Below are 22,789 nucleotides of genomic sequence, written 5' to 3'. Positions count from 1 at the left end.
GACAGCGGGAGACGGCTGCCGCCGGACTGACTCAGACCTCCGCGACGGCCTCGTAGCCGCCGGCTTCCTCGACCGTCTCGCCCCCGCCGGCTCTTCTAAGCCCCGCCGCAGGCGAAGCTTTCCCTCAGGATTCCACCCCGACGCCTGACTGACCCACAGTTGCCCCGCGCAACCATCCCTCGATCCGCCACCGCAACAACAAACAGGCGACGCGAACACGCGCCGCCTGATGATCTGAAACAACTGTTTCAGTGTTTGAGTAGGGACACGCACCTTAACCACAGGCGACTCGAGCGGAGCTCACCCGGGCCGGCGACTGTTGTGCGGCGTCGACTGCAATTACCGCTCCAAGGCCCACAGCCGGACCGAGTCGAGCGGCTGTGAGTCCTTCAGGCTCTGCTGAGGGCAGAAGACCAGCTCTGCGCTCGCTGGTACCCCCGGCCGTCGTCGATATCAGCAACCGGGTCAACTCGATCCCCCTCCCACCCGGCCGAGGGCGCCGCGCAGACTTCGGGCGTCTGGGTTAGCGGCTGTGCGCTCAGAACGGCCGACCCGCTGGCAGGACAAGCACACATCTCGCTTGGCGAAGCGATCGATCTGTTCGGTGGCTTGCCAGGCTCGGCGGGTCGTCTCGAGGGGGTCGGGGCGGTAGTAGAAGCTACCGTGGTTCCGGGATAACTCAAATGCTTGGATGAGGTAACTGCAAATGATTCCACTTTGCTGATGTGCAGCCTTGTGGAAACCGAGCCGGTTGGAGGATTCTGGCTGCAAGGGGGCAGCGGTCGTCGGGCATGGTGAGACGACTGCGCCGGCTTCCGGTCGGCTGGGGCAGTAGCAGCAACAGGGGGAACCATGTATAGAAGAATCATTATCATGGTGCTGGCGTCGGTTCTGATCGCCATCGTCGGGACTGGCACCGCCAGCGCTCAAACCGTGGCGGTTCAGGATCCTGTTGGAGACTCGGGAAACCCTAACGACCAAAGCCTCGGCAGTGAGAAAGAGCAGGGGTACTTCGATATCGTCCGGGCCGAGGTCTCCAAGGATTCCGGAACATTTGCCATGAGCCTGCGTCTTGCAGCTCCCGTGCCGGCAGCGCCCCCGCGCCCCAAGGGCGATTCCGGGATGTTCTTATGGGCCTTTGCCCTTGACACCCAGCCAGGTTCGATCGCGGGCTATCTGTACCCGCCAGGACAAAAACGACCCTTTGAATATTTCGTCCTGCTGGCCTGGGATGGCATCGCATTCAGCGCGTTTGTCATCGATCGGACGCCGCTCCCTTCGGGTGGAGAAGCTGTCACCAGTTACATTCCGTTCTCGTTCAACACTGCGCGCGACGAAGTGCAGTTCGGGATCGATCCGGCATTGATCGGCAACCCCGCGGCGTTCGAGTGGCTGTCGGTCAACGTGCTGCGGAAATCGCATTTCGGCGCAGAGGCATTGCAGGTTCTCGATTTTGCCCCTGACGCCGGCACAACGAACTGGCCCTAGCCTCGAAGTTTCATGCCGGTCCGGCGTGTCGTGAACCTTGCTGCGTGTGTGGTTGAGGTGCGGTTGGTCGGGGTGGTGGCATGCGTCCGGCCCGGTTGTCGCGCCGGGTGGGCGGGTTCCGGGTCCTCGGGGCCGATCTTGGTAGTCCAGTCCGGTCAGCGTTGGTACACCTGCCGCGGTCCCGAGCAGCCCAACGGCACGTGGGATTTCGCGACCCACCGGCGCCCGCTCGAGGTACACCTGAATCCCACCGGCAGCAGCGCGATCGCGCACTCCGGCATGCTGGACCAGATCTCCCTGGACAGGTGGACCGCCGTCGATCCCGGCGTCGCCACCGTCCGCCGACGCGTGGTCGTTCACGGCCAACCCGGCCCGTGGTACATCACCAAGGCCGTAGACGGCCTTGCCTTCATCCACGCCTGGGACGGCCGAGACCTCCATCTCGGCGACAAGGTCACCGTCCAAACCGAGCAACTGGACCCGACCGGCCACCGCATCGGCTCACAAGCAGAAATTACAACCGCCGTCAAAGCGACCGCCCCCGACGACAACACCCCCACCCTCGAGTTCCCCCTCCGCTGACTCGCGGACCCACCCATGTACCTACACGTACTGCGGCGCCCCGGGAACATCACGGTGCCCAGACCTTGGCGCTCCCAGCCAACGGACCACCGCGTATCCGATCACCCCCGGTCAGCTCGTCAGCCTTGTTGTCGTCGATATCGAACTGGTTGAGCAGATTCGCCCGGCCGGCTGCTTGTGCGTAGCGAGCACACGTGACCTACCTGCGACGCCGGGCGCGCTCCGTCTGGGCAGACCTGTATCCGGGTTGTGGCATGGATGGACGTTTGCGGGCCTCCAGAATCTGACCGCCCCGTCGCTCCGGGGCCGATCGGTAGCTTGGCTGATAGCCTGTGGCCCATGGGCCACAGGCTCCTGGTCCAACTTCGCAGCCGAGCCTCCGCCCTCCGAACGCTGGGGAAGGCTGCTTCGAGGCTCCCTCGCAAGGGGAAGGACGTTCATTCGCCCGAGGGAGGCGATGGACGGCCGACGCGGCGAGGCTGGGTGCGTGAAGACATCGACAATCCACCCGGCAGGCTACGTAACAGTTGCCGCGATGGTGCCGTACCTCTCGATCAAGGCTGCCTGGCTTCTTGGCAGCGATGTCGGCGTCGTTCAGCCTGGCCTGATGCGTACTGCGCCCTTCGTCGTGGGCAACCTGATCACCGCCACGATGGAGGTTGCCGGCGCCGTGCTGGCGTTGGCACTCGTTCACCGATCGGGGCGACGACTGCCCGCCTGGCTGGTGTTGTTCCCGCTGTGGGTCGCGGGAGGCCTGCTCGCGCCAGTGATGCTCGCGGCCCCCCTTGGCTTCCTTGCCGGGACCATCACCACGCCTGTGGCAGACAACCCCATCGAAGGCCTGCAGGGGTGGGTGTACGGCGTCGTCTACGCGGGCTTCATCCTGCAGGGCGCCGGGCTGGGGGTTGCGTTCATCCTGCATGTCCGCGCCCGCTGGGCGCACGTCTTCCGCGCCCGCATCGACGCCATGGATTCACCAGGCTCAAACCGAGGCCGGGTGACTGCTGCTCTCGGCGCGCTTGTCGCGCTGGTCGTCACGGTCCGCCTGTTCTGGGCCTTCGGCGGACCGAGCGGGCTGGCCAGTGAGGTTCGAGACGGCCGGAGCATTGCCCAACGGGCACTGGACGTTTCATCGGCGAGTCTTGCGCTCGCGGGTCTGCTCGGACTGGTCATCCTCGTCTTCCGCCGACCACAAGCCATCCGGGCCTGGGGTCCGCTGGGGGCCGCGTGGCTGGGTACCGGCGCGATGTTCTGCTCGGGCGGCTATCAACTCACCCTCCTGCTCGCGCCCGGCACACCGTTTGATGCGGCCGGCGGTGAATGGTTCGGCCTGATCGTGGCTGCCCAGGTGATTGCCGGCCTGCTGGGCGCGATAATCCTTTGCGGAGTTCGCCTTTCGCCGTCCCACGCTCCTGTGCCGGGAGATTCCGTACGCGTTCCATGACGTACTCGGCGTCGGCCGCGACGATGAGGTGCACGTGGTCGGCGAACGGGCCCAGTACCGTTCGCGATCGAGGCGACCGCTGCGGAACACGCCCGTGTGGGCCAGCCGACCTGCCGAGGGTGGCGATATCGGGTGCCCGCCAAGCTCGGTCGGTTGTCCGGCCGGTTCAGGGAGCGAGGTGTTCTTGGAGGCGGAACAGACCCGCCGCGATGCAGCGGCGGACCTTGGTCAGTGGACCCGGTGTCGTGTTCGGCCTGGGCGCCGGGATGATCTTCACAAGCTCCACGGCCGCCGCATCGCGCGAGGCGCGGGAGTTTTTGTGTGGTGGTCGCGGATGATGCGCTGGGGCCGCCGCACCCTCTGTGCCTACCGACGAAAACCGCGAGCCAGGCGTAGCCGGGGCGACTAAGCTCGAGGATGGTCCACGACGAGGAGGTCCCGTGTTCCAGCCACTACTGGCGTCCGCGACTAGAGCCGTTGAAAAACTCCGTGACATCGGTGAACCCCTACCCGACGACCTGACCAGCCAGCTGGCAAAGCTGGCGGACGACGCCGAGACCGACGCCGTCAGGTCCGCCAAAGTCGAAGAACTCATGCACCCCTACGTCCTCGCCGACGTCCAGATCGACGAGCAGGGCCTGACTGCGACTACGCCGGGTGCTGCGCTACCACGACTTGTTCAGCACGGGTGGCGAAGCTTCCTGGTCCGTGTTGCGAACCCGCATCGGCTGCTCGGTGATCTGTCCGCGCCGTCGAATCATGTGCTCGGGCTGGTCGACCACCACAGCCACGCATCGCGGATCACGCTGCACGACACGTTGACCGTCGTACCGCGGATCGAGGGCAGCTGGCTGCAGGTGAAGCTCGCCGGTCCGACCGACGTGTCCGGCCTGGACGTCGAGTACAAGGTCATCAGCCTGTACAGCCGCGATGGCGGCAGCCGCAGCGGTGAGCTGACGTTCGTCCTGGCGGTGGAGGAGGCGACGGAGAGCCTGACCCGGCCGCCGTTCGCGAAGGCCGGCCAGCGGATGGGATTCGAGAGCCGTCAGTACGCCGCGATGTTCGACTTCGACTGCCTGCCCGCCCGCGACATCCGGTTCGACGTCCGGGAGCCTGACGGCAGCAGTACCGTGGCGGCGCTGACCGTCCGGGATTCCCAGCGGCGGGCATACCCGTCGAAGGCGATGCGGCTGGCGCCGGACATGTTCTTCCACGAACACGTCTACCGGGCGACCGGCGAGGTGATCGCGCTCCCGGCCGGTCAGTACGAGATCTCCGCCCGCCGCGGACCGGAGTATCGCGAGGTTCGCGTCGAGGTGGACCTGTCGGGCGACAGCGAGGCGGTCACGATCGAGCTCGATCGCTGGGCCGATCCGGCCGCACGTGGCTACTACTCGGGTGACCCGCACATCCACGCCGGCGGCTGCTCGCACTACAGCGTGCCGTCGGAGGGCGTCACTCCGGAGACGATGATCCGGCACGTTCGCGGCGAAGGGCTCTGGATGGGCAGCGTGCTCACCTGGGGACCGTGCTACTACCACCAGAAGCAGTTCTTCAGCGGCTTGTCCATCAGCCCGCGCGCCGAGCTGGAGTACCCCGCCATGCAGCAGGCCCAAGGCATGACGTGGGATCCGCAGGACACCGACCGCGACAGCCAGAGCCTGCTCCGGTACGACCTCGAGGTGTCAGGCTTCCCGTCCAGCCATTCCGGTCACGTCATCCTGCTCGGGCTCACCGACCAGGACTACCCCGGCACCCAGCTGATCGAGGACTGGCCGTCGTGGAACCTGCCGGTCATGCGCTGGGGCCACGCGCAGAGCGCGCTGGTCGGGTACGCGCACTGCGGTCTCGGCCTCTCGGTCGGAACCGACGAGTTGCCGAACTACGTCATCCCGGGGTTCCAGTCGATCGGTTCCAACGAGATCATCGTCGATGTGCCGCTCGGCGCCGCCGACTTCCAGTGCGGTGCCGAGTTCGCTCCCGCCGCCGAGCTCAACATCTGGTACCACCTGCTGAACGTCGGCTACCGCACTCTGATGCTCGGCGAGACCGACTATCCCTGCATCTACGACGACGGCCCGGGAGTCGGGCGCACCTACGTCCGACTGCCTGAGGCGCCGCACGGTGAGCAGGCGTTGGAGGCGTGGCTCGCTGGGCTGAAGGAGAGCCCGTCGTACTTCGGCGACGGCCGCAGCCACGTCTACGACTTCGCCGTCGACGGCGACACCGGCCGAGAGCACGCTGTCGACGCTCCGGGATCCGTCCAGGTGACCGCGACGGTCGCGGCCTGGTTACCCGAACAGCCACCCGCGCCACCAGCGGCGGGCCAGCCTGTGTACTCCGCACCTGTCGGCTGGCATCTCGAGCGGTCGCGGATCGGCCAATCCCGCAATGTGCTCGTCGAGGTCCTGGTGAACGGCGTTCCGGCCGGCGCGCAGGAATTACTTGCGGACGGCAACGAGCAGGCCGTCGAGTTCGACGTGGACCTGAAGCGTTCGTCCTGGATCGCGCTGCGGATCCTGCGCAGTGTCCACACCCAGCCGATCTTCGTCGAGATCGCTGGGCTCCCGATCCGGGCGTCGCGTCGCAGCGCGCAATGGTTGCACGACTCGGTCGACGCGCTGTGGAAGGCGAAGTCCGGGTTCATTCGCGAGACCGAACGATCGGCGGCGCGGGAAGCGTACGACGCCGCGCAAGCCACCTATCTGGTCCGGAGCGACGAATGTGAGGTGGACTGATGGTTCACGGCGAACCGGCGGGCTGTTGCGGGCCGGTCGATACCACGGCACCGATCTCGGTCACGATCAATCCGGAGGCACGGGTGAATGTCGCCCGGACCGGGAGCCGGGTGGAGAGTTTGACCATCGGTGACTGGCACACGATCGGGTTCCCGATCGTCAACACCGGTTACGTGACAGGTCTGCTGGTGATCGAGGGCGACCCGGTGCCGGACGTCGAGCTGGACCTTCCGGTGCACGAGCTGACCGGCGAACCGCGCCAGGAGGGTGGCTTCCGGGTCCGCTTCGACGTACCGACGATCGTAGACGTGACACTGACGTTCTCTGCCCTCGGCGCACTCGGAGGGCTGGCCATCCACAGTTCCCTGCACCTGATCCTCCGGTCGCACCTCGCTCCCCTCCCGATTGCGTGAGGCGGGTTGCCGGGTGCGTGAGCTCGCTAGGCTGCCCGTCGTGACCGGTGATTTCGAGGGGTGGCCGAGGGCCGCCTTCGATGTGCTGCTCGAGCTTGACGGTGATCCTCCCGCCGAGGTCAGGCGGCGATGCAGGCGAGACCGGGAGGAGCTGGTTCGCCGTCCGATGATCGAGCTGCTCAATGCGGTGGCTGACGTGGATTCCGCGTACGAGGACTTCTCCGTCTGGGGCTACGGCGACGTTCTGGTGGAGGCATGGCAGCGGCAGCACGCGATCGTTCGGCTGGCCGGGAACGTCGAACTGGGCATCCGGTTCGATCTCGACGGCCTGGAGGTTGGCGTGGCGTGGTGGTACGCGCCTGCGGTGCAGATCGAGCGGTACCGGGCCGCGGTGGCGGAGTCCGGTTCCGGACGGCGGCTGACCGGCATCGTCCGGAAGCTCAAGCGAGAGGGGTTCGTGATCTCGGGCGACCTGCTGAAGCGCCCGCTCCGAGGGTATCCGGCCGACCACCCGCGGGCGCAACTGCTGAGGCACCGGTCAGTCATCGCGACCCGGCCGCTCGGGTGTGACGACTGGATTCACACACCCGCCGCGGCCGACCGAGTGGTCTCCGCCTTCTCCCAGTTGCGCCCGCTGGCACGGTGGCTGGTTGAGAACGTGTCACGGCCCCGGCCCTGACGCCGCCGCCGTCTTCGGCATCGCAGTACTGGGTCGCCACTGAGGCTGCTGTTGTCCTTGTCATCAGGCCGCCATGTACAACGCCGGCGCCCCTGGACGACTGCCTGCGGGAGGTCAATCCTGACGGGGGAGTAGTTGGGCCTTGAGCGAGACGCGGGCCCGGCTGATCCGGGATTTGACGGTGCCGATCGGGATGCCGACCTGGTCGGCGATCTCGTCGTAGCTGAGCTCATAGATATCGCGCAGCACCACCGACGTGACTGTCTCGGGCAGATCGGTCTCCAACTGCTCCAGCGCGTCCAGCAGGTCCAGCCGGGTACCGGCGACGACGCTGGTGGTCCGCGGATCGGGGCGGTCGTACTTGGCCGGGCGATTGTCGTCGTGCCAGGCCGCGGTGTTCTCGACGGCGCGGCGCCTCAACCGTCGGTAGGTCTCGCGAGCGGCGTTCGACGCGACCACGTGGACCCAGGTGGTGAAGCGGCTCCGGCCGGAGAAGGTGCCGATCTTCGTGGCGATCGCCAGCAGCGCGTCCTGACAGGCGTCCTCGGCGTCGGCGCGATGCGGCAGCACACGCTGGCAGATCCGCATCACCTGCGGCTGCACCTGCCGGATCAGCTCGTCCAGCAAGGCGGGATCCTGGGCAGCGCGCCGGGCCAGTTCGTCGAGCGCGTCCGCGTCGTTGACCATGGCGTTGAGCATAATGACGGCATGGTTCAGCCCTCTCACTTTGGCCGCTACGCCGTGATTCGGAGGCTGGGCAGCGGTGGTTTCGCCGCCGTCTGGCTGGTCCGGGACGAAGAGCTGGACGCCGAGGTCGCGGTCAAGGTGCTGGCGGAGCATTGGATCGACGATCTCGACGTACGCCGCCGGTTCGTCGAGGAAGGGCGCTTCCTGCGCAAGGTCGAGTCGCCGTACGTCGTCGGGGTGCACGACATCGGCACCACCGACGACGACCGGCCGTTCCTGGTGCTCACCTACGCCGACCGCGGCACGCTGGCCGACCGGCTCAAGGCAGGCCCGCTTCCGCTGACCGACACAGTGGAGGTGATCGAGAACGTCAGTGCCGGCCTGCAGGAACTGCACGACCGAGGCGTCCTGCACCGGGACGTCAAGCCGGAGAACGTGCTCTTCCGCAGTACGCCGACCGGAGAGCGGGCCATGCTCGGCGATCTGGGCCTGGGCAAGTCTCTCGACGCGGTGTCGCGGGTGACGATGCCGGGCGGCACCCCGGCCTATGTCGCGCCCGAGCAGGTACGCGGCGACGTACTCGACCCGCGAGCCGATCTGTATGCGCTGGCCGCGGTCACCTACGCCGCGCTGGCCGGCCAACCGCCGTACGGTGCGACCACTTTGGCAGCTGTCCTGGCCGTCGACGGGCCGCCTGCCTCGTTGCGTACGATCCGTGACGACGTTCCCGCCGAGGTGGACGCGGTCGTCCTGCGTGGGTTGCAACAGGCCCCAGAGCGGCGGTGGCCGGACGTGCGGTCGTTCGCCGAAGCGCTGCGGACGGCCGCCCTGGCGAGCGTCCCTGCGACCGCCGGTCGGCCTTCGGTCAGACCTTGGGTGGCGGCGACGATCGCAGCCGCGCTGCTCGGTGGTGCCGGTGGCTACGTGGGCTGGCAGTACGGCGTTCACCACCAATGGGTACGGGTCGAGGACAAGCAGCAGGTCCTGTCGGTCGAGCTTCCTCGCGGCTGGACGCGTACCCGGGCCGGCGACGGCTGGCTGCCGCAGGGGTCGACCGGCTCGCTGCCCGGTTTACTGGTGAGCGGCAACAACAACGACTGGGACAAGGCCAACGCGAAGGTGCCGGGTGTCTTCGCGGGAGTGCTGCCGCCGGGAGACTTGCCCGCGGCCACCAGCCTCCCCGGTCCGTCGGGCTGCACTGTGTCGCCCGAGCAGATCAACAATGACTCCACGGCAACGGCCAAGTACGCCGGCTGCCCGGCCGGCATGACGACGTACGAGCGAGTGAAGCAGTTCCAGGGACAGCTGGTCCGGATCCAGGTACGGGCCGAGGACGACGCGCAGGCCAAGAAGGTGCTCGACTCGGTGGACTACAAGCCAAGAAAATAAGGCGATGCGGCCCCTCGTCGGAGCAGCCGCACCGCCTTGGCGTCAGTGGCCGAGCTGGTACGGCCGGTTGTTCTCGTCGCCGGTGCCCTTCTTCAAGGGGGCGGCCAGCTCGCAGGTGCCGGTCTTCGGCGCACACCGGGCGATGGCTGTCTTGCCGCCCTGCTCGGCGAGCACCAGCACGTGGTCGTCGTCCTCCATCACCGTGGAGATGATCGCCACCGCGGAACCCCCCGACCACTCGCGGACGGCCTTGCCCGTCTTCAAGTCCAGCGCGGCGAACAGTCCGTCGCCGTAGCCGTCCCGATAGGCCGGCCCGCCGAGCGCGAAGTCACTCCCGCTGCGCAGCTCGTCGACCGCGTAGTCGCAGGTCTGCCAGCGCTTCTTGGCCGATGCGAGTTCGACCAGTGCGGTGCAGCTGCCGTCGTCGGCCTGCGAAACGATCGACGCCGCGAGAACGAGGTCCGACGACACCGCGGACGGCGTTGGCGCGGCACTGATCGGCCGCGGGGCGGCATCGCCGGCTGTCCAGCGGTAGAGGGTCTGCTTCGAGGTCTTGGACAACGCGCTGAAGTAGACCTCGCTGCCCTGGACCGCGTGCACGATCGGTCCGTGCTCGCCCGAGCGCTGCAGCGACATCTTCTCGCCGCTGGCGTCGTCGCGCCAGGTCAGCGTGAAGCGAGGAAGTTCAGTGCCGTCTGCAGTGGTCGGCTGGACGGCGTAGGCGCTGGTCGAGTGATCAGCCGCGGAGCGAACCGATGAGACGTCGTTGACGGTCTCGCCGCGGGAGCCTCCGCTCCAGGTGGTGAGCACGGCCCTGCCGTCGTCCTTCGGGCTGTGCAGAACGAGCGCCCCGCCGGTACCTGCCCGCGCAACGTCCCAGACCGGGCCGTCCGAGGCCGGCAAGGTGAACTCGATCTGACCTGAGCGCACCGTTCGGTCGGCGACGTACGCCGTGGTCGGAGCCGCGCCCTGCTTGAGCTTGGTGAGGTCGAGCGTCAGCTTGACCGGTCCGCTCGGCGCGGTCGGGGGAGTCCCGGGCGGCCGGCTCGGTGTCGTAGACGATGTCGGCGCCGGGCTGCTGACACTGTCGATCGGGATGACGCCGCCGGACGCCGCCGCGAGCGTCGGTGTCTGCTGCGCGGCAACCAATGCGCCCGCCACCACAGCAGCGACCGAAACGCCTGTCGCCAGGCCTGCCAGCTTGATACTCCGATTCATGATGCCCTCCGGAATGAGTTTCAGTGTGTCGTACCGGAAGGCTTTGATGGTCAGCCGACACGATCGGTTCACGAAGTCCGCGAATGTCGCCGACACTTCCTCGGAGACGACCCGGCCCTCGGACTGTCCGGCGGAACGCGCACCTCGGCCACCCGCCTGAGGCTCAACGTATAAGCCGTTGGGGCCCGGGCTGTTGCGGTATGGCGTCGGCGTTGGGCAACTGGCGTTCTCGACCTCACCAGAAGATGAGCGACGTCGGGTGGCGCTCCAGATGCTTCAGCTCGTAGGTCGTTTGATCTGCTGGCAGGTCCGTCATCCGAGGCTTGGCGGGCCTTGTTCGATACGGCGGAGGATCGGGTCGAGGCGATAGAAGTCGGTGCCGCTGATTAGCTGCCGTTCGTCCCACCAGGTGGCGCCTGCCTCGGCCAGCGGCTCGATCAAGGCGCGAGACTGCGTGCGATCAGTCGGGCTGATGCCGCCGACGATGACGTCGTACGGCGTCATCGGGTCGACGCGATGGTCGCCGAGGAAGGTCATCAGGTCTCGCAGATCCTCGACGGGGGGAGCCTCGCCGTGGTTCGCGTTCAGGAACAGCGGTACGGCGCCGTCCCAGCGGGCGGCGCGGCGCATCGGAGGCTTGCGTGGCCAGTAGCCGGCGATCCAGACCGGCGGCCGGGGACGCTGGACCGTTGCTGGGAGCAACGTTACGTCGTCGACCCGGTAGTGGTCGCCCTGGTGGTTCACTGTATCGCCAGACCAGTAGCCTGCGAGCAGGTCGAGTCCTTCGTCCAGCCGGCCGGCCAGCACTTTTGGATCAGTCGAGTCGCCGAAGCTGCCGAACTCGTCGTCGATCGGTCCGCCCAGGCCCGCGCCGAAGATCACCCGCCCGTCGCTCAACCCGTCCAGCGTCGCGACCTGCCGCGCCAACTGTTCCGGCCGGCGCCGTGCGACCGGCGTCACCAGCGGACCGAGCTTGATCCGGGAGGTCGCCAGCGCGGCCGCGGTCAGCAGCATCCACGGGTCCCCGAAGGGCTGGCCATGCCGCCGTACCTTGCTGTGGACGACGTGGTCCCAGAGGAAGAGACCGTCCCAGCCGGCCTCCTCGGCCGCCGTCGCCACCCGCGCGACCGTGCGGGCGTCGGCGAAGTCACCGAAGTTCGGAATGTTGATCGAGAAGCGCACCCTTGCATCCTCACCTATCGAGACGCAGTTCGACGAACGGAATAGTGCCGCCTGGCAGCAGGCGGGCAATCGGACCAGAGTGCTGGGACCGATCGGTGAACGTTTGTCGGAGCGGCGTGTGACGATGCAGTCATGGTGAACTCCGAGTATGTGCTGCGGGCGGCGACAGCTGATGACCATGATCGGTTCGTCAGTCTGTTCGCTACGGCGATGATGTTCGAGAGCACGCCGACCGACCTGGACAGGGAGCTGTTCGAGCCAGAGCGGGCACTGTTAGCCGTAGACGGCGACAAGCTGGTCGGTACCGCCAAGGCGATGAGCCGCGACCTGTCGGTACCGGGCGCCGTGGTGCCGGCGGCGCACGTGACCGCGGTCGGCGTCCGCGCGACTCACCGGCGACGGGGCATCCTCTCCAGCCTGATGAGCCGGCAACTGCGCGAGGTACCGGAAGCATTGGCGGTGCTCTGGGCGAGCGAGCCCGGCATCTACGGCCGGTTCGGCTACGCTCCGGCGGTCTGGGGCGTCTCGTACGAGGTCGACCTGCGCAAGGTCGGGCCGCATCCCGTGCACCGCGGCGCCGGCCGCATCGAGGAGCTGCCGGCCGAGGACGCACCCGCTCAGCTGGCACCCATGCTTCGGGAGCTGCAGACGAAGCGTCCTGGAGTGTCGGGTCGATCCGAGCAGGTCTGGCGCAAGCAACTACAGGACGAGCCCGAGAATCGCGGCGGCAAGACCGCCAGGCAGATCCTGGTCCACCGCGACGAGGCCGGCGGCTTGGACGGGTACGCGTTGTGGCGCGGAAAGCTGGTTTGGGGACCCGGCGGTCCGTCCAACGAAGTGACCGTGGAGGAACTGGTCGCTCTCGATCCGACGGCCTACCACGCGCTCTGGCATCACCTGCTGACCCTCGACCTGGCCGCCAAACTCGAGTACGGCCACGCCGCGCTCGACGAGCCGCTGCAGCAGTTGGTGAGCAACCCGATCGCGCTCAATCGGCGGCTGACCGAGTCACTGTGGGTTCGGCTCACGGACGTCAGTCGCGCCCTCGCACAGCGCCGCTATGCCAGCAGTGTGGACGTGGTTGTCGAGGTGAGCGATGACCTCATCGAGGACAACAACGGCCGGTTCCACCTGACCGGCGACACTGAGCACGCCACCTGTGAACGCACCGAGTCCACCCCCGACCTCTCGCTGTCGGTGGGCGAGCTCTCCGCCACGTACCTTGGCGGTCGGCCACTCGCCGAGTTCGCTGCGACCGGCCGAGTCACCGAACACACTCCCGGTGCCCTCTCTGTCACCACAGCCGCCCTCCGTTGGCCCGCGGCCCCCGCGAGTATCGAGATCTTCTAGCCTCCACGGTCGCTCGCGATCGACGGCATAGCTGCGTGGATTACGTCGGCAGTTGCGCCGCCGCCCTGTCCCGGAATCTCCATGCCATCGAAGGAACTCATGCTTGGGGATGATTCTCGTGATCAAACTGTTGTCATCGGCATCATGTTTGGGCAATGAGAAGAGGTGACACGAGTTGTCGCGTCACCTCTGATCGAAACAAGTGTTTCAGTGTCCGAGGAGGAACACGCACCCTAAGCACACATCTCGTGCTCGACGTCTGAGCGGGCAACCGGCCACAAGCCCGGACGCCAACCTCTGAGGTCGGATGCTCATCGCTGTCTACGATCCTGAAGTCTCCGCCTGACCTCTGCGCGGCTGTTCTGGATCGTTGAGACCGCCTGCGCGGATGTCGGTGGATCCGGAGAAGTGACGGGGCCTCCTGCGCTTCCATCGTGAGGCAGCAGGGGGGGCCCAGTAGTTCGGTTCGGCATTCTCTGCATAGGACACCGACTCGTTTGCCAGCATGTCGGGCCGTCCGAGGAGCGGAAGTTCTTGCCCCACACCGCATCAGGGCTCAGAGGTACTCGGACTATGGATGACCGCAGACAAGAAGTGATCCACAAGTGGAGCGACGTCTCGGCAACGACAGCCGGCGGTGAGATACACGGCACGGCTGTTGTATCAGCGGCGTCGGTGGCTCGACCCAATAGGGTCGGAGGGAGGCTGACGCGGTGCGGACCGGCCTGACCGGCCCGTACCGCGTCAGCGTGCGCTTAGCCGTCGGTCGACGCCTGCGCGTCATCTGGCAGGAGCACCGGCCCGACAGCTGGCAGAACGCGGCGGTGGCTGAAGGCGAGCAGGGCGTTGGCTGCCTGTTTGGGGCGTTCGCCGGTCAACGACATTCGGGCGGCGATCAGGCCCGCGACCATGGGAGTTGCGAATGAGGTGCCGCTCCATTGCGCCATACCGGCGAAGTTGCGGAACCGGCCTGCGTTCGGTCGTTCGGTGCATTTGTAGCGCCCGGTCAGAAACGCGTTCACGAGATTCTCTCCCGGTGCGTAGACGTCGACCCAACTGCCGTAGTTGCTGAACGACGCACGGCTGGTTCCGTTGGCGGCCAGTGCTCCCACCGAAACGGCTTCGGGGTAGGCGGCCGGCCAGAACCGCTGGTCAGTGCCGTCGTTGCCGGCGGCGGCGACGAGTACCGGGCCGTCCGCGCTGCCCTGCCGCGGACGGGTGAAGGTGTCGAGAGCGATCGGCGGTACGTCGAAGCGCGTCGTGGAGCCGGCCGAGAGACTGATGATGTCCGGATTCTCGTCCATCACCTCGGCTAGTCGGTCGGCCAGATCCGCCTCGAACACCGCCCCCGCTTTGTTGAAGTAGCTCTTCACCACCACCTCGGCCTGCGGCGCGATCGCGCGGACGACGCCCGCGATGAAGGTTCCGTGACCCGCGTACGGGCGGATCAGCTTGGTCACCGGGTCGAAGGCCACTTCGGCGTCGCCGCTCACGCCGTTCAGCCAGGGTGCACTCGGCGCCGGGGTCCAGCCGACGTCCAGGACAACCACCTTCACCCCGTGGCCGTCGGCATTGCCCACCTCGGTCAGAAATGGATCTGGGAGCGCGCCTTCGAGCACTTCCTCGGGTTCCGTCGCGGGACAAGGACTGACGCTGCAGACGTAGAACAGGTGTTCCGGCGTGACATGGCCGCGGCCGAACCGTCTGTCGGCATGCGCCACGAATCGTTGGATCTCAGTGAAGCCGTCGCCGTCAGGTGCGTCGGCCGGTACGGCGTCCGGCAGGTTGAGCCGGGTGACGCCGAGGCTGCTGCGCCGAGCGTTTCCACCGCCGAAGAGATCGACCGCTCGGGGAGCGTCGTGATCCCTGACCAGCACGCTCCTGGACCGGTAGATGGCGTTCACCCCGGCGGTGCGCCAGTTCGGCGGATCGATCTCGATCTCGTCGCCGAATTCGGCCAGAATCAGCTCGACCTGGTCTTCGAATTTATCGTTTGAATCACCGTCCGGCTGGTTGTTGTTCCCGCCCGAGTTGTTGTCGTCCGGCATCTTTTTTCCCCCTCGATGATCACTGGCAGGTATATCCCGGCCAGTTGACATTTCACTGTGTCGACAAACCAGGGGGTGTGTCGAGGTGACGGCGCCGGGGGATCTGCTGACGTAGGCTTTGTCGCGTCCGCATGATGGGATTTCCGACGCGCGACGGCTGCTCGCGAGCGGACCGCCTCAGTTCACCGCGTCGATCGCTCACCAGGCCCGCGGCATCGGCTTGTGCCAGCTGGGCGACGTCGACACCGCGATCCGGGAGATGCGGCTCGCCGAACAGTCGGTGCACCGGCGGCGCGGACTGGATGCACTGGCCACCCTCGGCGCCACCCTCGGGCGAGCCGGCTACGGCAGACAAGGGCTTGCGTGCCTGGAACGTGCGGTCGCCGGCGCCGGGGCGCGCACTCCGGGCGGAACCTGGCCCGGCGAGCCGACCTGCTCCTGGTGCTCGGGCGCACGAGGACGCGCTGGACGATCTTCGCGGCCGGTGACTCGGCTGCGGTGGGCCGGCGACCCGCTCGCCGGCGAGGCTCTCGCCCTGCAGGCACGGGGGACTGCGAGTCAGCGCATTCGAAGCGCGCTTTACGGCTGCAGCCTCGTTCACGTCGAGTGCCATGTGGCCGCCATCGACGGTCGTCGGTTCGATACCGCGAGTGGACCATGTTGGACGAGCTGCTCGGGATGGATGCGCTTGCTGCGCGTCCGGTCGGTGGTGACGGGATCGGGCGGCTCGCGTTCTATGGGCGTTGCTCGACCGAAGACGACTCCGTTTGAAATTGACCGGGAAGTCGTCGACGTTGGGCGCCACTTCGCCTACCGGGACAACGCCGGTACGTCGGCCATCCGCGCCAGGGCCGCACCAGCTCGTCCACGACGGCTGCCGCCGGTATTTCGTTGCGTGGGACACCGATCGCGACGACTGGCATGCCCTCCGGGGCGGGGGGCTGCTGCTCTCTCCGGTGTTCCCGGCCATACCCCGGGGGTATGCCCGGGTTGTCTCGGGCGCGATGGGGCTCTGGGCGGCATGACAGTTGTGTCAGGCAAATCGACCTCTGCAAGGCACCAGCGACGGCCGTGACGTAACCCAAGTGCAGTGCGGGATAGCCGCGAGGAAGTCCGCGACGCATGCCGATTCGGGAGCTCGCTGTGGATCTCGAAGCTGGTTCCGAACGCGCTGTGGCGAGTCACTGTGCCGGCGCTTCGTTTGGATGAGCAGGCGAGGCCGCACGTCTACTGCCTGCCCGGCCCTCCGGCAGGAAGCATCGGCCGTTGGGCGGACGTCCTTTCTCGACCTCGCGCCTATCCTGGTTCTGCATTTCGAGCGACCAAATGTTGTGATCTCGGCAGGCTGAGCCAGGTGTGGCGCGTAGTGGGGATCGATGCCGGATGATGTCCCCATCGAGCGAACGACGAGGCGACCACGGCGCCCGGCACCTGCCGTCAAACGGCGAACGTCTGCGACATCACCGATGCTGGGCACCGGTGGTCGTAGCGATCCCGACGGTCGCCCATAGTCCGGCCCTCTGCTCTCACTGGCGACCGGGGACTCTGCCGGGGTAACGACCCGGGTCCTCACTGGGGCCACGGGCCGCCTGATCCGCGACGGTTGTTGCAAGAGTCGTCCACCGCGGGCAGAGGAGCCGATGATGACGCAGCAGATCGAGGACTATGCACTCATCGGCGATCTCCGCACCGCGGCCCTCGTCGGCGTCGACGGATCAGTCGATTGGCTCTGCCTCCCGAGATTCGACTCGCCGGCCGTGTTTGCGACGCTCCTGGGCGATACCCGGAACGGCCGATGGATCCTGGCGCCGCAGAGCGGCGGACGATGCACGCGTCGCCGGTACCGTGGCGACTCGCTGATCCTCGATACCGAATGGATCACCCCGGACGGCGCCGTACGCGTCACTGACTTCATGTCACCGACCAGCGCAGGGCCGCAAGTGGTCCGCATTGTGGAAGGCTTGGCGGGCGAGGTTCCGATGCACATGTGCATGGCCCCCAGAATGGATTACGGCAAGGTCGTGCCAAGCCTCCACAGCGTCGGAGGGCACTTTGTCGGAACCGCAGGACCAGACTCCGTCTGGCTGAGAAGTGACGTCGCCTTGACCCCCACGAACGACACCCTGACCGGCGACTTCGTGGTCTCGGCGGGTCAGCAGATTTCCTTCACTTTTGGACACTTACGCTCGTCGCAGCTCGAACCCCCTACCGTCGATGCCGCCGACAACCTCGCGGCCACCGAAAGGTACTGGCTCCAGTGGATGAGCAAGTGCACCTACTCCGGTCCTTGGGCAGACGCAGTCAAGCGATCTCTCATCATCCTGAAGGCACTCACTTTCGCGCCGACCGGGGGCATCGTGGCCGCAGCAACCACGTCACTGCCCGAACAGATCGGCGGTTCGCGCAACTGGGATTACCGATTCTGCTGGTTGCGCGACGCGGCCTTCACCGTGCGAGCGTTCCTCGCCACTGGATACGTCGAAGAAGCCTCCGCCTGGCGTGACTGGTTACTGCGCACGGTCGCCGGCGATCCGACCGGAACGCAGATCATGTACGCCATCGACGGCACGCGCCACCTCCCCGAACTGACACTGGACTGGCTGCCTGGACACGCCGCCTCCAGACCTGTGCGCATCGGCAACGGGGCGGCAACCCAACGACAGAACGATGTTTGGGGCGAAGTCCTCGACGCTCTGCATGCGACCCGCGCCGCAGAAGATCCGCCGCGCCCAGACGAAGCAGATCTGGAACGGGGTCTGGTCACACAGCTTGAACAGAACTGGGCCGAACCGGACAACGGCATCTGGGAGATCCGTGGACCGCAACGACATTTCGTCCACTCCAAACTGATGGCCTGGGTCGGAGTGGACCGAGCCGTCTGCGTTCTCGAGAACGACCACGCGCGTGAATCCCTGAACGAACTACGTGAGCTGCGGGAGGCGATCCGCACGGAAATCTGCAACCGGGGAGTCAGCCAGTCGCGACGAGCATTCACACAGTCGTACGGTTCCGCGCGCCTGGACGCTTCGGTCCTTCTCATGCCGCGCTACGGATTCCTGCCCTGGGCAGACCCGCGCATGGTCGCCACCGTCGACGCCATCCAGAGAAACCTCACCCGCGACGGTCTCGTCCTCCGCTACGCCGTTGGCGCCGAGGGCACCAACGTCGATGGCATCCAGGGTGAGGAAGGTGCCTTCTTGGCGTGCTCCTTCTGGCTTGCCGACGCGCTTCACGGAATTGGTCGCACGGATGAGGCCGCCGAGCTGTTCGACCGCCTGCTGTCCTTGCGCAACGACGTCGGCCTGCTCAGCGAGGAGTACGACCCGATCACCGGACGCCACCTCGGCAACACGCCACAAGCTCTCAGCCACGCCGGCCTCGTCACCACCGCACTCCACCTCGCCAAGCCAACGGCAACAACCGTCCAGCACCACCCGCCAACATGGCAGGAAGCCGCCAGCTGAGTTGCCCTCCGGTGACGACGACAAGCCTCGCTCGACCCGGGTAGCCCAGGGTCTTCATCCCTGGCGGGCTTGACCAGGGCATCACCGGGCCGGCGCAACGAAGCCAGCAAGCTAGCAGCGAAACCTGACGCCTCGACACCGATGTGAGGCGAGAACATCGACCCAACTCGGAAAGGCCTGAAATGTCAGTCACTGCGTTGAAAGGAGTCCTCTACACCGCCGAGGCGGTCACCGAAGGCGGCCGGTCCGGGCACGGCCGCACCACTGACGGCCGCCTGGAAGTCGAGTTGCGGTGCCCGAGGACATGGGAGGCAACGGCGGTTCAGGCACCAATCCCGAGCAGTTGTTCGCGATCGCCTATGCGGCCTGCTTCCAGTCGACCATGCTTTCAGCCGCACAGCGTGGCAGGTTCGATGCCAGTGACTCCCGGTTCACCTCCCGGGTAGGTATCGGCCCGACTGGACACGGCGGCTTCGGGCTTCGGGTTGCCCTTGCTCTGCACGCACCGCATCTGGCGTCTGCCGCGGCCGCACACCTGATGGCCGAGGCCGACGAGCGTTGCCCTTATTCCAATGCCACCCGTGGCAACATTCAGGTCCTACTCACCGTCGACGGGACGCCGATCGAGGAGATCGTCGAGAACGATCAAGGCGCTGCGTAGTGGACCTTGTTTGACTGGCTGTCCGGTGATCACGGCGACCGGACAAGCCTGTCGAGTAGCGATGCTGTCATTGGTCCGCCGGAACCTCGTCTGACTAGGCCGACGAGGTGGCAGAGCTCGAGTCGGGCAGCGCGCGGCGCAGTTGTTTTCGGGAGGTGATGTCAAGTTTGGCGAACACCTTGCCAAGGTGCCATTCGACGGTGCGAGGGCTGATGAACAGCCGGGCGGCAATCTCGGGATTCGTGAGATCGTCGCGGGCCAGCCGGGCGATCTGCGCCTCCTGTGCGGTCAGCTCCTCGTGCGTCTCGACTGTCCGCCTGCGTAGTGTCTCGCCAGTGGCAAGCAGCTCCCGTCGGGCACGCTCGGCAAATCCGTCGGCCCCGGCGCGGCTGAACGTGTCGTAGGCCCGGTAAAGCTGCTGGCGGGCTTCCACGCGACGGTTCCCGCGACGCAACCATTCGCCGTACAGGAGTTGAGCTCGGGCGAGGTGGACGGTGATCCGGGTCCGGGCGAGGCGCTCGACCGCCTCTCGGTAGAGGGCGTCGGCGACTTCGCCGTCGCTCAGCGTCGCGCGGCAGCGGGCCTCGATTCCGAGCGCCCACTCCGTCCCGGCGGCGCGTGTTCGTTCCTCGAGTCGCCGCAGGGCTGTAGCGCCGATGTCCGGTCGATCGCTGCGCACAGCCGCCTCCACCAGCTCGGTCAGACCCCAGCCGAAGAGACCCAGGTCATCGTGTTCACAGACCCGTTGCGCGGCGGCGAGCGAGTCCTGGTAGCGGCTGAGACCGTTGTAGAGCACCGCTGTGGCGTAGTCCGCCAAGGCGATCGCCCTTCCTTCACCCCTGGCTGTTGCATCCTCGATGCTGGCCCTGATCAGCGCCGTGGCCTGGGCTTCCTGGCCCCGCCAGGCGGAGAGCACCAGCGAGGCGTACATCAACGGGGGGCTGCCGGTTGCCTCGGTGATCACGTCGGCCTCGTCGATGAGCTCTGCTGCGGAGGCGAACTCGCCGGCATGTACGTAAACGCCGGCGCGATAGGTGAGCGCGATCGGGAAGGCGGTCAGCCAGCCCGCATCCCGCGCGTGCCGAAGCTGCCGGGTGGCCAGCTCATGCCACGACTCGTCATCCCACAGATCCGGGGCGATTCGGCACCCCAGCCAGAGCCAGCGGGTGTCGTCCTGACTGCGGCCCTCCTCCTCGGACAACGCGCGCAGCGCTCGCTGGAGCGGCTGCACCCCTGCCTCATAGCCTTCGGTGAACCTTTTCACGAGACCGTCGAGGAGTAGATCGATCGCACGTGCCGGCTGCGGGGCCCGGGGCGCCGTGCGGGCTGCGCCGGCGGCGTCGGCCACGCCGCCGCCGCTCTTGCTGAGGCGGCCCGCGAAGATCGCCGCTCCGAGCGCTTCGAGGTAAGTCTCACGCGCCGACTGTGTGTCCAGCGCCTTGAGGTGTTCGGCGGCGTTGAGCAGTAGCGATGGAGCGTCGTTGCCGCGTCTGAGCAAGAACGACAGCTGTGCGCGCAGCCGTTCCAGCCCGGCCCGCCGGATGCCGCCGAGCGGCGCCAGATCCGCCGCCGCAAGCAGCGCCTGCGCCGAGTCCGGCGCGCCAGCCAGGAGCTTGGCCTGAGCGGCGGCGAGTGCACGCGCTCCACGGCGCGCGCGATCGGGCGTCAGCTCGGTCGCGCGTTCCAGAAACGCGGCCGCCGCGACCGCGCCGCCGCGGGCGCGCGCCCGGTCGGCCGAACGCTCCAGCTCGTCGGCCACGGCCTCATCCGGCCCTGACGCCGCACGGGCGAGATGCCAGGCGCGACGATCGGGATCGAGCACCAGATCGGTTGCTTCTGCCAAAGCACGGTGCACCGCCTGCCGGTCGCCCACGGAGACCGACTGGTAGACCGCCGAGCGGACCAGCGGATGGCGGAACCGGACCCGGGCGCCGAGTTCGACCAGTCCTGCAGCCACGGCAGGCGCTGCAGCGTCGCCTCCGATTCCCTGCAATTCGGCTGCGCGTCGCAAGAGCGTAATGTCGCCGATGGGCTCAGCGGCAGCAGTGAGCAGAAGCTGTTGCGTATCGTCCGGAAGGGATCGGAATTGTCGATAGAAACTCTGTTCGACGCGGGTCGCCACAGCCGCGGTGTTGGGAAGGCCGAATCCGCCCGCCAGCTCGGTCGGCGTCAGCACTCGCGGCAGCTGCAACAGCGCCAACGGGTTGCCCCGCGTTTCGGCGACGATGCGGTCGCGCACTTGTACGTCGAGCGGTCCACGAATCGCCGATGCCAGGACCAGGTGGGAGTCGCGCTCGCCGAGGCCCTGAACGTTGAGCTCCGGCAAGCCGGTCAGCTCGTCGCTGGGCTCCCGCACGGCGAATATCAAGGCCACCGGATCGGCCATCAGTCGTCGTGCCACGAAGGCCAGAGATTGCACGGAGGCCCGATCGAGCCACTGTGCGTCATCGATCACGCAAGCGAGCGGCTGCTCCTCGGCCGCATCCGCCAACAGAGTCAGGACGGCAAGACCGATGAGGAAGCGATCAGGTGCGGCGCCCTCTTGCAGCCCGAATGCGACCCGCAGCGCATCGCGTTGTGGGGGCGGCAACTTCTCGACCCGGTCGAGCATTGGCCCACAGAGCTGGTGAAGGCCGGCATAGGCGAGCTCCATCTCCGACTCGATGCCCACGACTCGCGCGACGCGGAAACCCGCCGCGCGCTCGAGCATGAAGTCGAGCAGCGCCGACTTGCCGCAGCCCGCCTCCCCGCGCAGCACCAGCACGGAGCTCCGCCCTGTAGATACCGCGTCCAACAGCCTGGCCAGTACCTCGCACTCGCTACGCCGACCACGCAACACTGACCGCGGGCGACCGCTGGACGGACCCATGGTCGATGGTAGGGAGTGCGGCCACTGGTTTGGCAAGCCTCTCGAGGCGATTGGCACGGTCGCTCGGTCGGTGCCACCTCTGTGCCGGGCCGCGTGCAGCCCTTCACCTCGTCCGTTCGTGCGCGACGGTAGACCGACTGGATGGCTTGACCATCACCCTGCCCGACGGAGCGTGGTTCAATCTGCGCCCCTCCAACACCGAATCGTTGCTCCGCCTCAACGTCGAAGCAACCGACCACGACAGCATGAACCAGCTCCGCCAAGATGTAGTGACCCTTTTGGACCAGTGAACCGATCGGCGTGGCTACCCCCTGATTTTGTGGTTCAACACATCGGCCACAGGTTCGGTGGGGTCAATGACCCGAGCATCACCGTCAACTCCACTGCAGTGGTGCAGACCGACTGGCCAGGCCTCAGGAGAGGCCTGGCCAGTGAGCTGCTCCGCTGAGGTGGCGCGGAGCTCGCGGTCACCTCACTCGGGTTGAGCGCGCCGCGTGTTCGATGAGCGCGGTGAACTGTGACGCCAGCCGGGTGATTCCGCCGACGTGACTGGCGGTGGGGTATTCGACGACGGTCG

At 67.0% G+C, this 22,789-nt stretch carries 15 protein-coding genes and 1 pseudogene; 11 read left to right on the top strand and 5 right to left on the bottom strand.

All coding sequences use genetic code 11. From position 1 onward, the window contains the following. The first annotated feature begins 873 nt into the window (after positions 1–873). The 6 genes from EV648_RS41855 (at position 874) to EV648_RS41830 (ending at position 7,344) form a co-directional block, all read left to right on the top strand. Positions 874–1,488 carry a hypothetical protein gene (locus EV648_RS41855; protein ID WP_132301970.1) on the top strand — a complete coding sequence of 205 codons (615 nt, stop codon included), beginning with the start codon at positions 874–876 and terminating at the stop codon, positions 1,486–1,488. 138 nt (positions 1,489–1,626) lie between these two features. Beyond that, positions 1,627–2,070, top strand: coding sequence for a hypothetical protein (locus EV648_RS41850; RefSeq protein ID WP_132301968.1), 444 nt, complete (start codon positions 1,627–1,629; stop codon positions 2,068–2,070). A 457-nt stretch (positions 2,071–2,527) separates the two neighbouring features. Next, positions 2,528–3,514: a hypothetical protein gene (locus tag EV648_RS41845; RefSeq protein ID WP_132301966.1), complete on the top strand. Its 987-nt coding sequence runs from the start codon at positions 2,528–2,530 to the stop codon at positions 3,512–3,514. Between the two features lie 440 nt (positions 3,515–3,954). Then, on the top strand, positions 3,955–6,252 hold the full coding sequence (locus EV648_RS41840) for a CehA/McbA family metallohydrolase (RefSeq protein WP_132301964.1): 2,298 nt from the start codon (positions 3,955–3,957) through the stop codon (positions 6,250–6,252). Further along, entirely contained in the window at positions 6,252–6,665 is a 414-nt protein-coding gene (locus tag EV648_RS41835; RefSeq protein WP_132301962.1) for a hypothetical protein, read from the top strand. Before EV648_RS41840 ends, EV648_RS41835 begins: the two co-directional genes overlap by 1 nt. Positions 6,666–6,705: 40 nt before the next feature. Then, positions 6,706–7,344, top strand: coding sequence for a DUF2461 family protein (locus EV648_RS41830; protein ID WP_132301960.1), 639 nt, complete (start codon positions 6,706–6,708; stop codon positions 7,342–7,344). A gap of 114 nt (positions 7,345–7,458) precedes the next feature. Here EV648_RS41830 and EV648_RS41825 read toward each other — a convergent pair whose 3' ends face one another. Next, positions 7,459–8,031: an RNA polymerase sigma factor gene (locus tag EV648_RS41825; RefSeq protein ID WP_132301958.1), complete on the bottom strand. Its 573-nt coding sequence runs from the start codon at positions 8,029–8,031 to the stop codon at positions 7,459–7,461. 21 nt (positions 8,032–8,052) lie between these two features. Between EV648_RS41825 and EV648_RS41820 the strand changes: the two genes are divergently transcribed. After that, the gene (locus tag EV648_RS41820) at positions 8,053–9,420 is read left to right on the top strand and encodes a serine/threonine-protein kinase (protein WP_132301956.1); all 1,368 of its coding nucleotides are present in this window, start codon (positions 8,053–8,055) and stop codon (positions 9,418–9,420) included. A gap of 42 nt (positions 9,421–9,462) precedes the next feature. On the opposite strand, the gene EV648_RS41815 is transcribed toward EV648_RS41820, so the two are convergent. Both EV648_RS41815 and EV648_RS41810 read right to left on the bottom strand, forming a co-directional pair. Then, entirely contained in the window at positions 9,463–10,638 is a 1,176-nt protein-coding gene (locus EV648_RS41815; protein ID WP_132301954.1) for a hypothetical protein, read from the bottom strand. Positions 10,639–10,950: 312 nt separating this feature from the next. Then, entirely contained in the window at positions 10,951–11,820 is an 870-nt protein-coding gene (locus tag EV648_RS41810; protein ID WP_132301952.1) for an LLM class flavin-dependent oxidoreductase, read from the bottom strand. Positions 11,821–11,952: 132 nt separating this feature from the next. On the opposite strand from EV648_RS41810, the gene EV648_RS41805 reads away from it, so the two are divergent. Further along, complete coding sequence (locus EV648_RS41805) at positions 11,953–13,170, top strand: GNAT family N-acetyltransferase (protein ID WP_132301950.1); 1,218 nt, start codon at positions 11,953–11,955, stop codon at positions 13,168–13,170. A 755-nt stretch (positions 13,171–13,925) separates the two neighbouring features. On the opposite strand, the gene EV648_RS41800 is transcribed toward EV648_RS41805, so the two are convergent. Continuing rightward, positions 13,926–15,218 (bottom strand): S8/S53 family peptidase, encoded by a 1,293-nt coding sequence (locus EV648_RS41800; protein WP_158294232.1) that lies wholly within the window; start codon positions 15,216–15,218, stop codon positions 13,926–13,928. 1,643 nt (positions 15,219–16,861) lie between these two features. Between EV648_RS41800 and EV648_RS41795 the strand changes: the two genes are divergently transcribed. Then, positions 16,862–18,682: a glycoside hydrolase family 15 protein gene (locus EV648_RS41795; protein WP_132301946.1), complete on the top strand. Its 1,821-nt coding sequence runs from the start codon at positions 16,862–16,864 to the stop codon at positions 18,680–18,682. A 182-nt stretch (positions 18,683–18,864) separates the two neighbouring features. Then, positions 18,865–19,343: pseudogene (locus EV648_RS41790) on the top strand (Ohr family peroxiredoxin). A 94-nt stretch (positions 19,344–19,437) separates the two neighbouring features. On the opposite strand, the gene EV648_RS41785 reads toward EV648_RS41790, so the two are convergent. After that, positions 19,438–22,212 carry a LuxR family transcriptional regulator gene (locus tag EV648_RS41785; protein WP_132301943.1) on the bottom strand — a complete coding sequence of 925 codons (2,775 nt, stop codon included), beginning with the start codon at positions 22,210–22,212 and terminating at the stop codon, positions 19,438–19,440. Positions 22,213–22,358: 146 nt separating this feature from the next. On the opposite strand from EV648_RS41785, the gene EV648_RS45530 reads away from it, so the two are divergent. After that, on the top strand, positions 22,359–22,502 hold the full coding sequence (locus tag EV648_RS45530) for a hypothetical protein (RefSeq protein WP_370452782.1): 144 nt from the start codon (positions 22,359–22,361) through the stop codon (positions 22,500–22,502). The last annotated feature ends 287 nt before the right edge of the window (positions 22,503–22,789 follow it).

The sequence above is a fragment of the Kribbella sp. VKM Ac-2568 genome (assembly GCF_004345365.1).
In the GTDB taxonomy this organism is placed as follows: Bacteria; Actinomycetota; Actinomycetes; order Propionibacteriales; family Kribbellaceae; genus Kribbella; species Kribbella orskensis.
The sequence above is the reverse complement of the archived record's forward strand: the minus strand, read 5'-3'. Positions and strand labels throughout refer to the sequence as shown.

Coding starts and splice junctions, on each gene's coding strand:
- EV648_RS41825 (WP_132301958.1), bottom strand. CDS start 8,031: ATGGTCAACGACGCGGACGCGCTCGACGAACTGGCCCGGCGCGCTGCC.
- EV648_RS41805 (WP_132301950.1), top strand. CDS start 11,953: ATGGTGAACTCCGAGTATGTGCTGCGGGCGGCGACAGCTGATGACCAT.
- EV648_RS41795 (WP_132301946.1), top strand. CDS start 16,862: ATGACGCAGCAGATCGAGGACTATGCACTCATCGGCGATCTCCGCACC.
- EV648_RS41855 (WP_132301970.1), top strand. CDS start 874: ATGGTGCTGGCGTCGGTTCTGATCGCCATCGTCGGGACTGGCACCGCC.
- EV648_RS41815 (WP_132301954.1), bottom strand. CDS start 10,638: ATGAATCGGAGTATCAAGCTGGCAGGCCTGGCGACAGGCGTTTCGGTC.
- EV648_RS41785 (WP_132301943.1), bottom strand. CDS start 22,212: ATGGGTCCGTCCAGCGGTCGCCCGCGGTCAGTGTTGCGTGGTCGGCGT.
- EV648_RS41835 (WP_132301962.1), top strand. CDS start 6,252: ATGGTTCACGGCGAACCGGCGGGCTGTTGCGGGCCGGTCGATACCACG.
- EV648_RS41845 (WP_132301966.1), top strand. CDS start 2,528: ATGGACGGCCGACGCGGCGAGGCTGGGTGCGTGAAGACATCGACAATC.
- EV648_RS41800 (WP_158294232.1), bottom strand. CDS start 15,218: ATGCCGGACGACAACAACTCGGGCGGGAACAACAACCAGCCGGACGGT.
- EV648_RS41820 (WP_132301956.1), top strand. CDS start 8,053: ATGGTTCAGCCCTCTCACTTTGGCCGCTACGCCGTGATTCGGAGGCTG.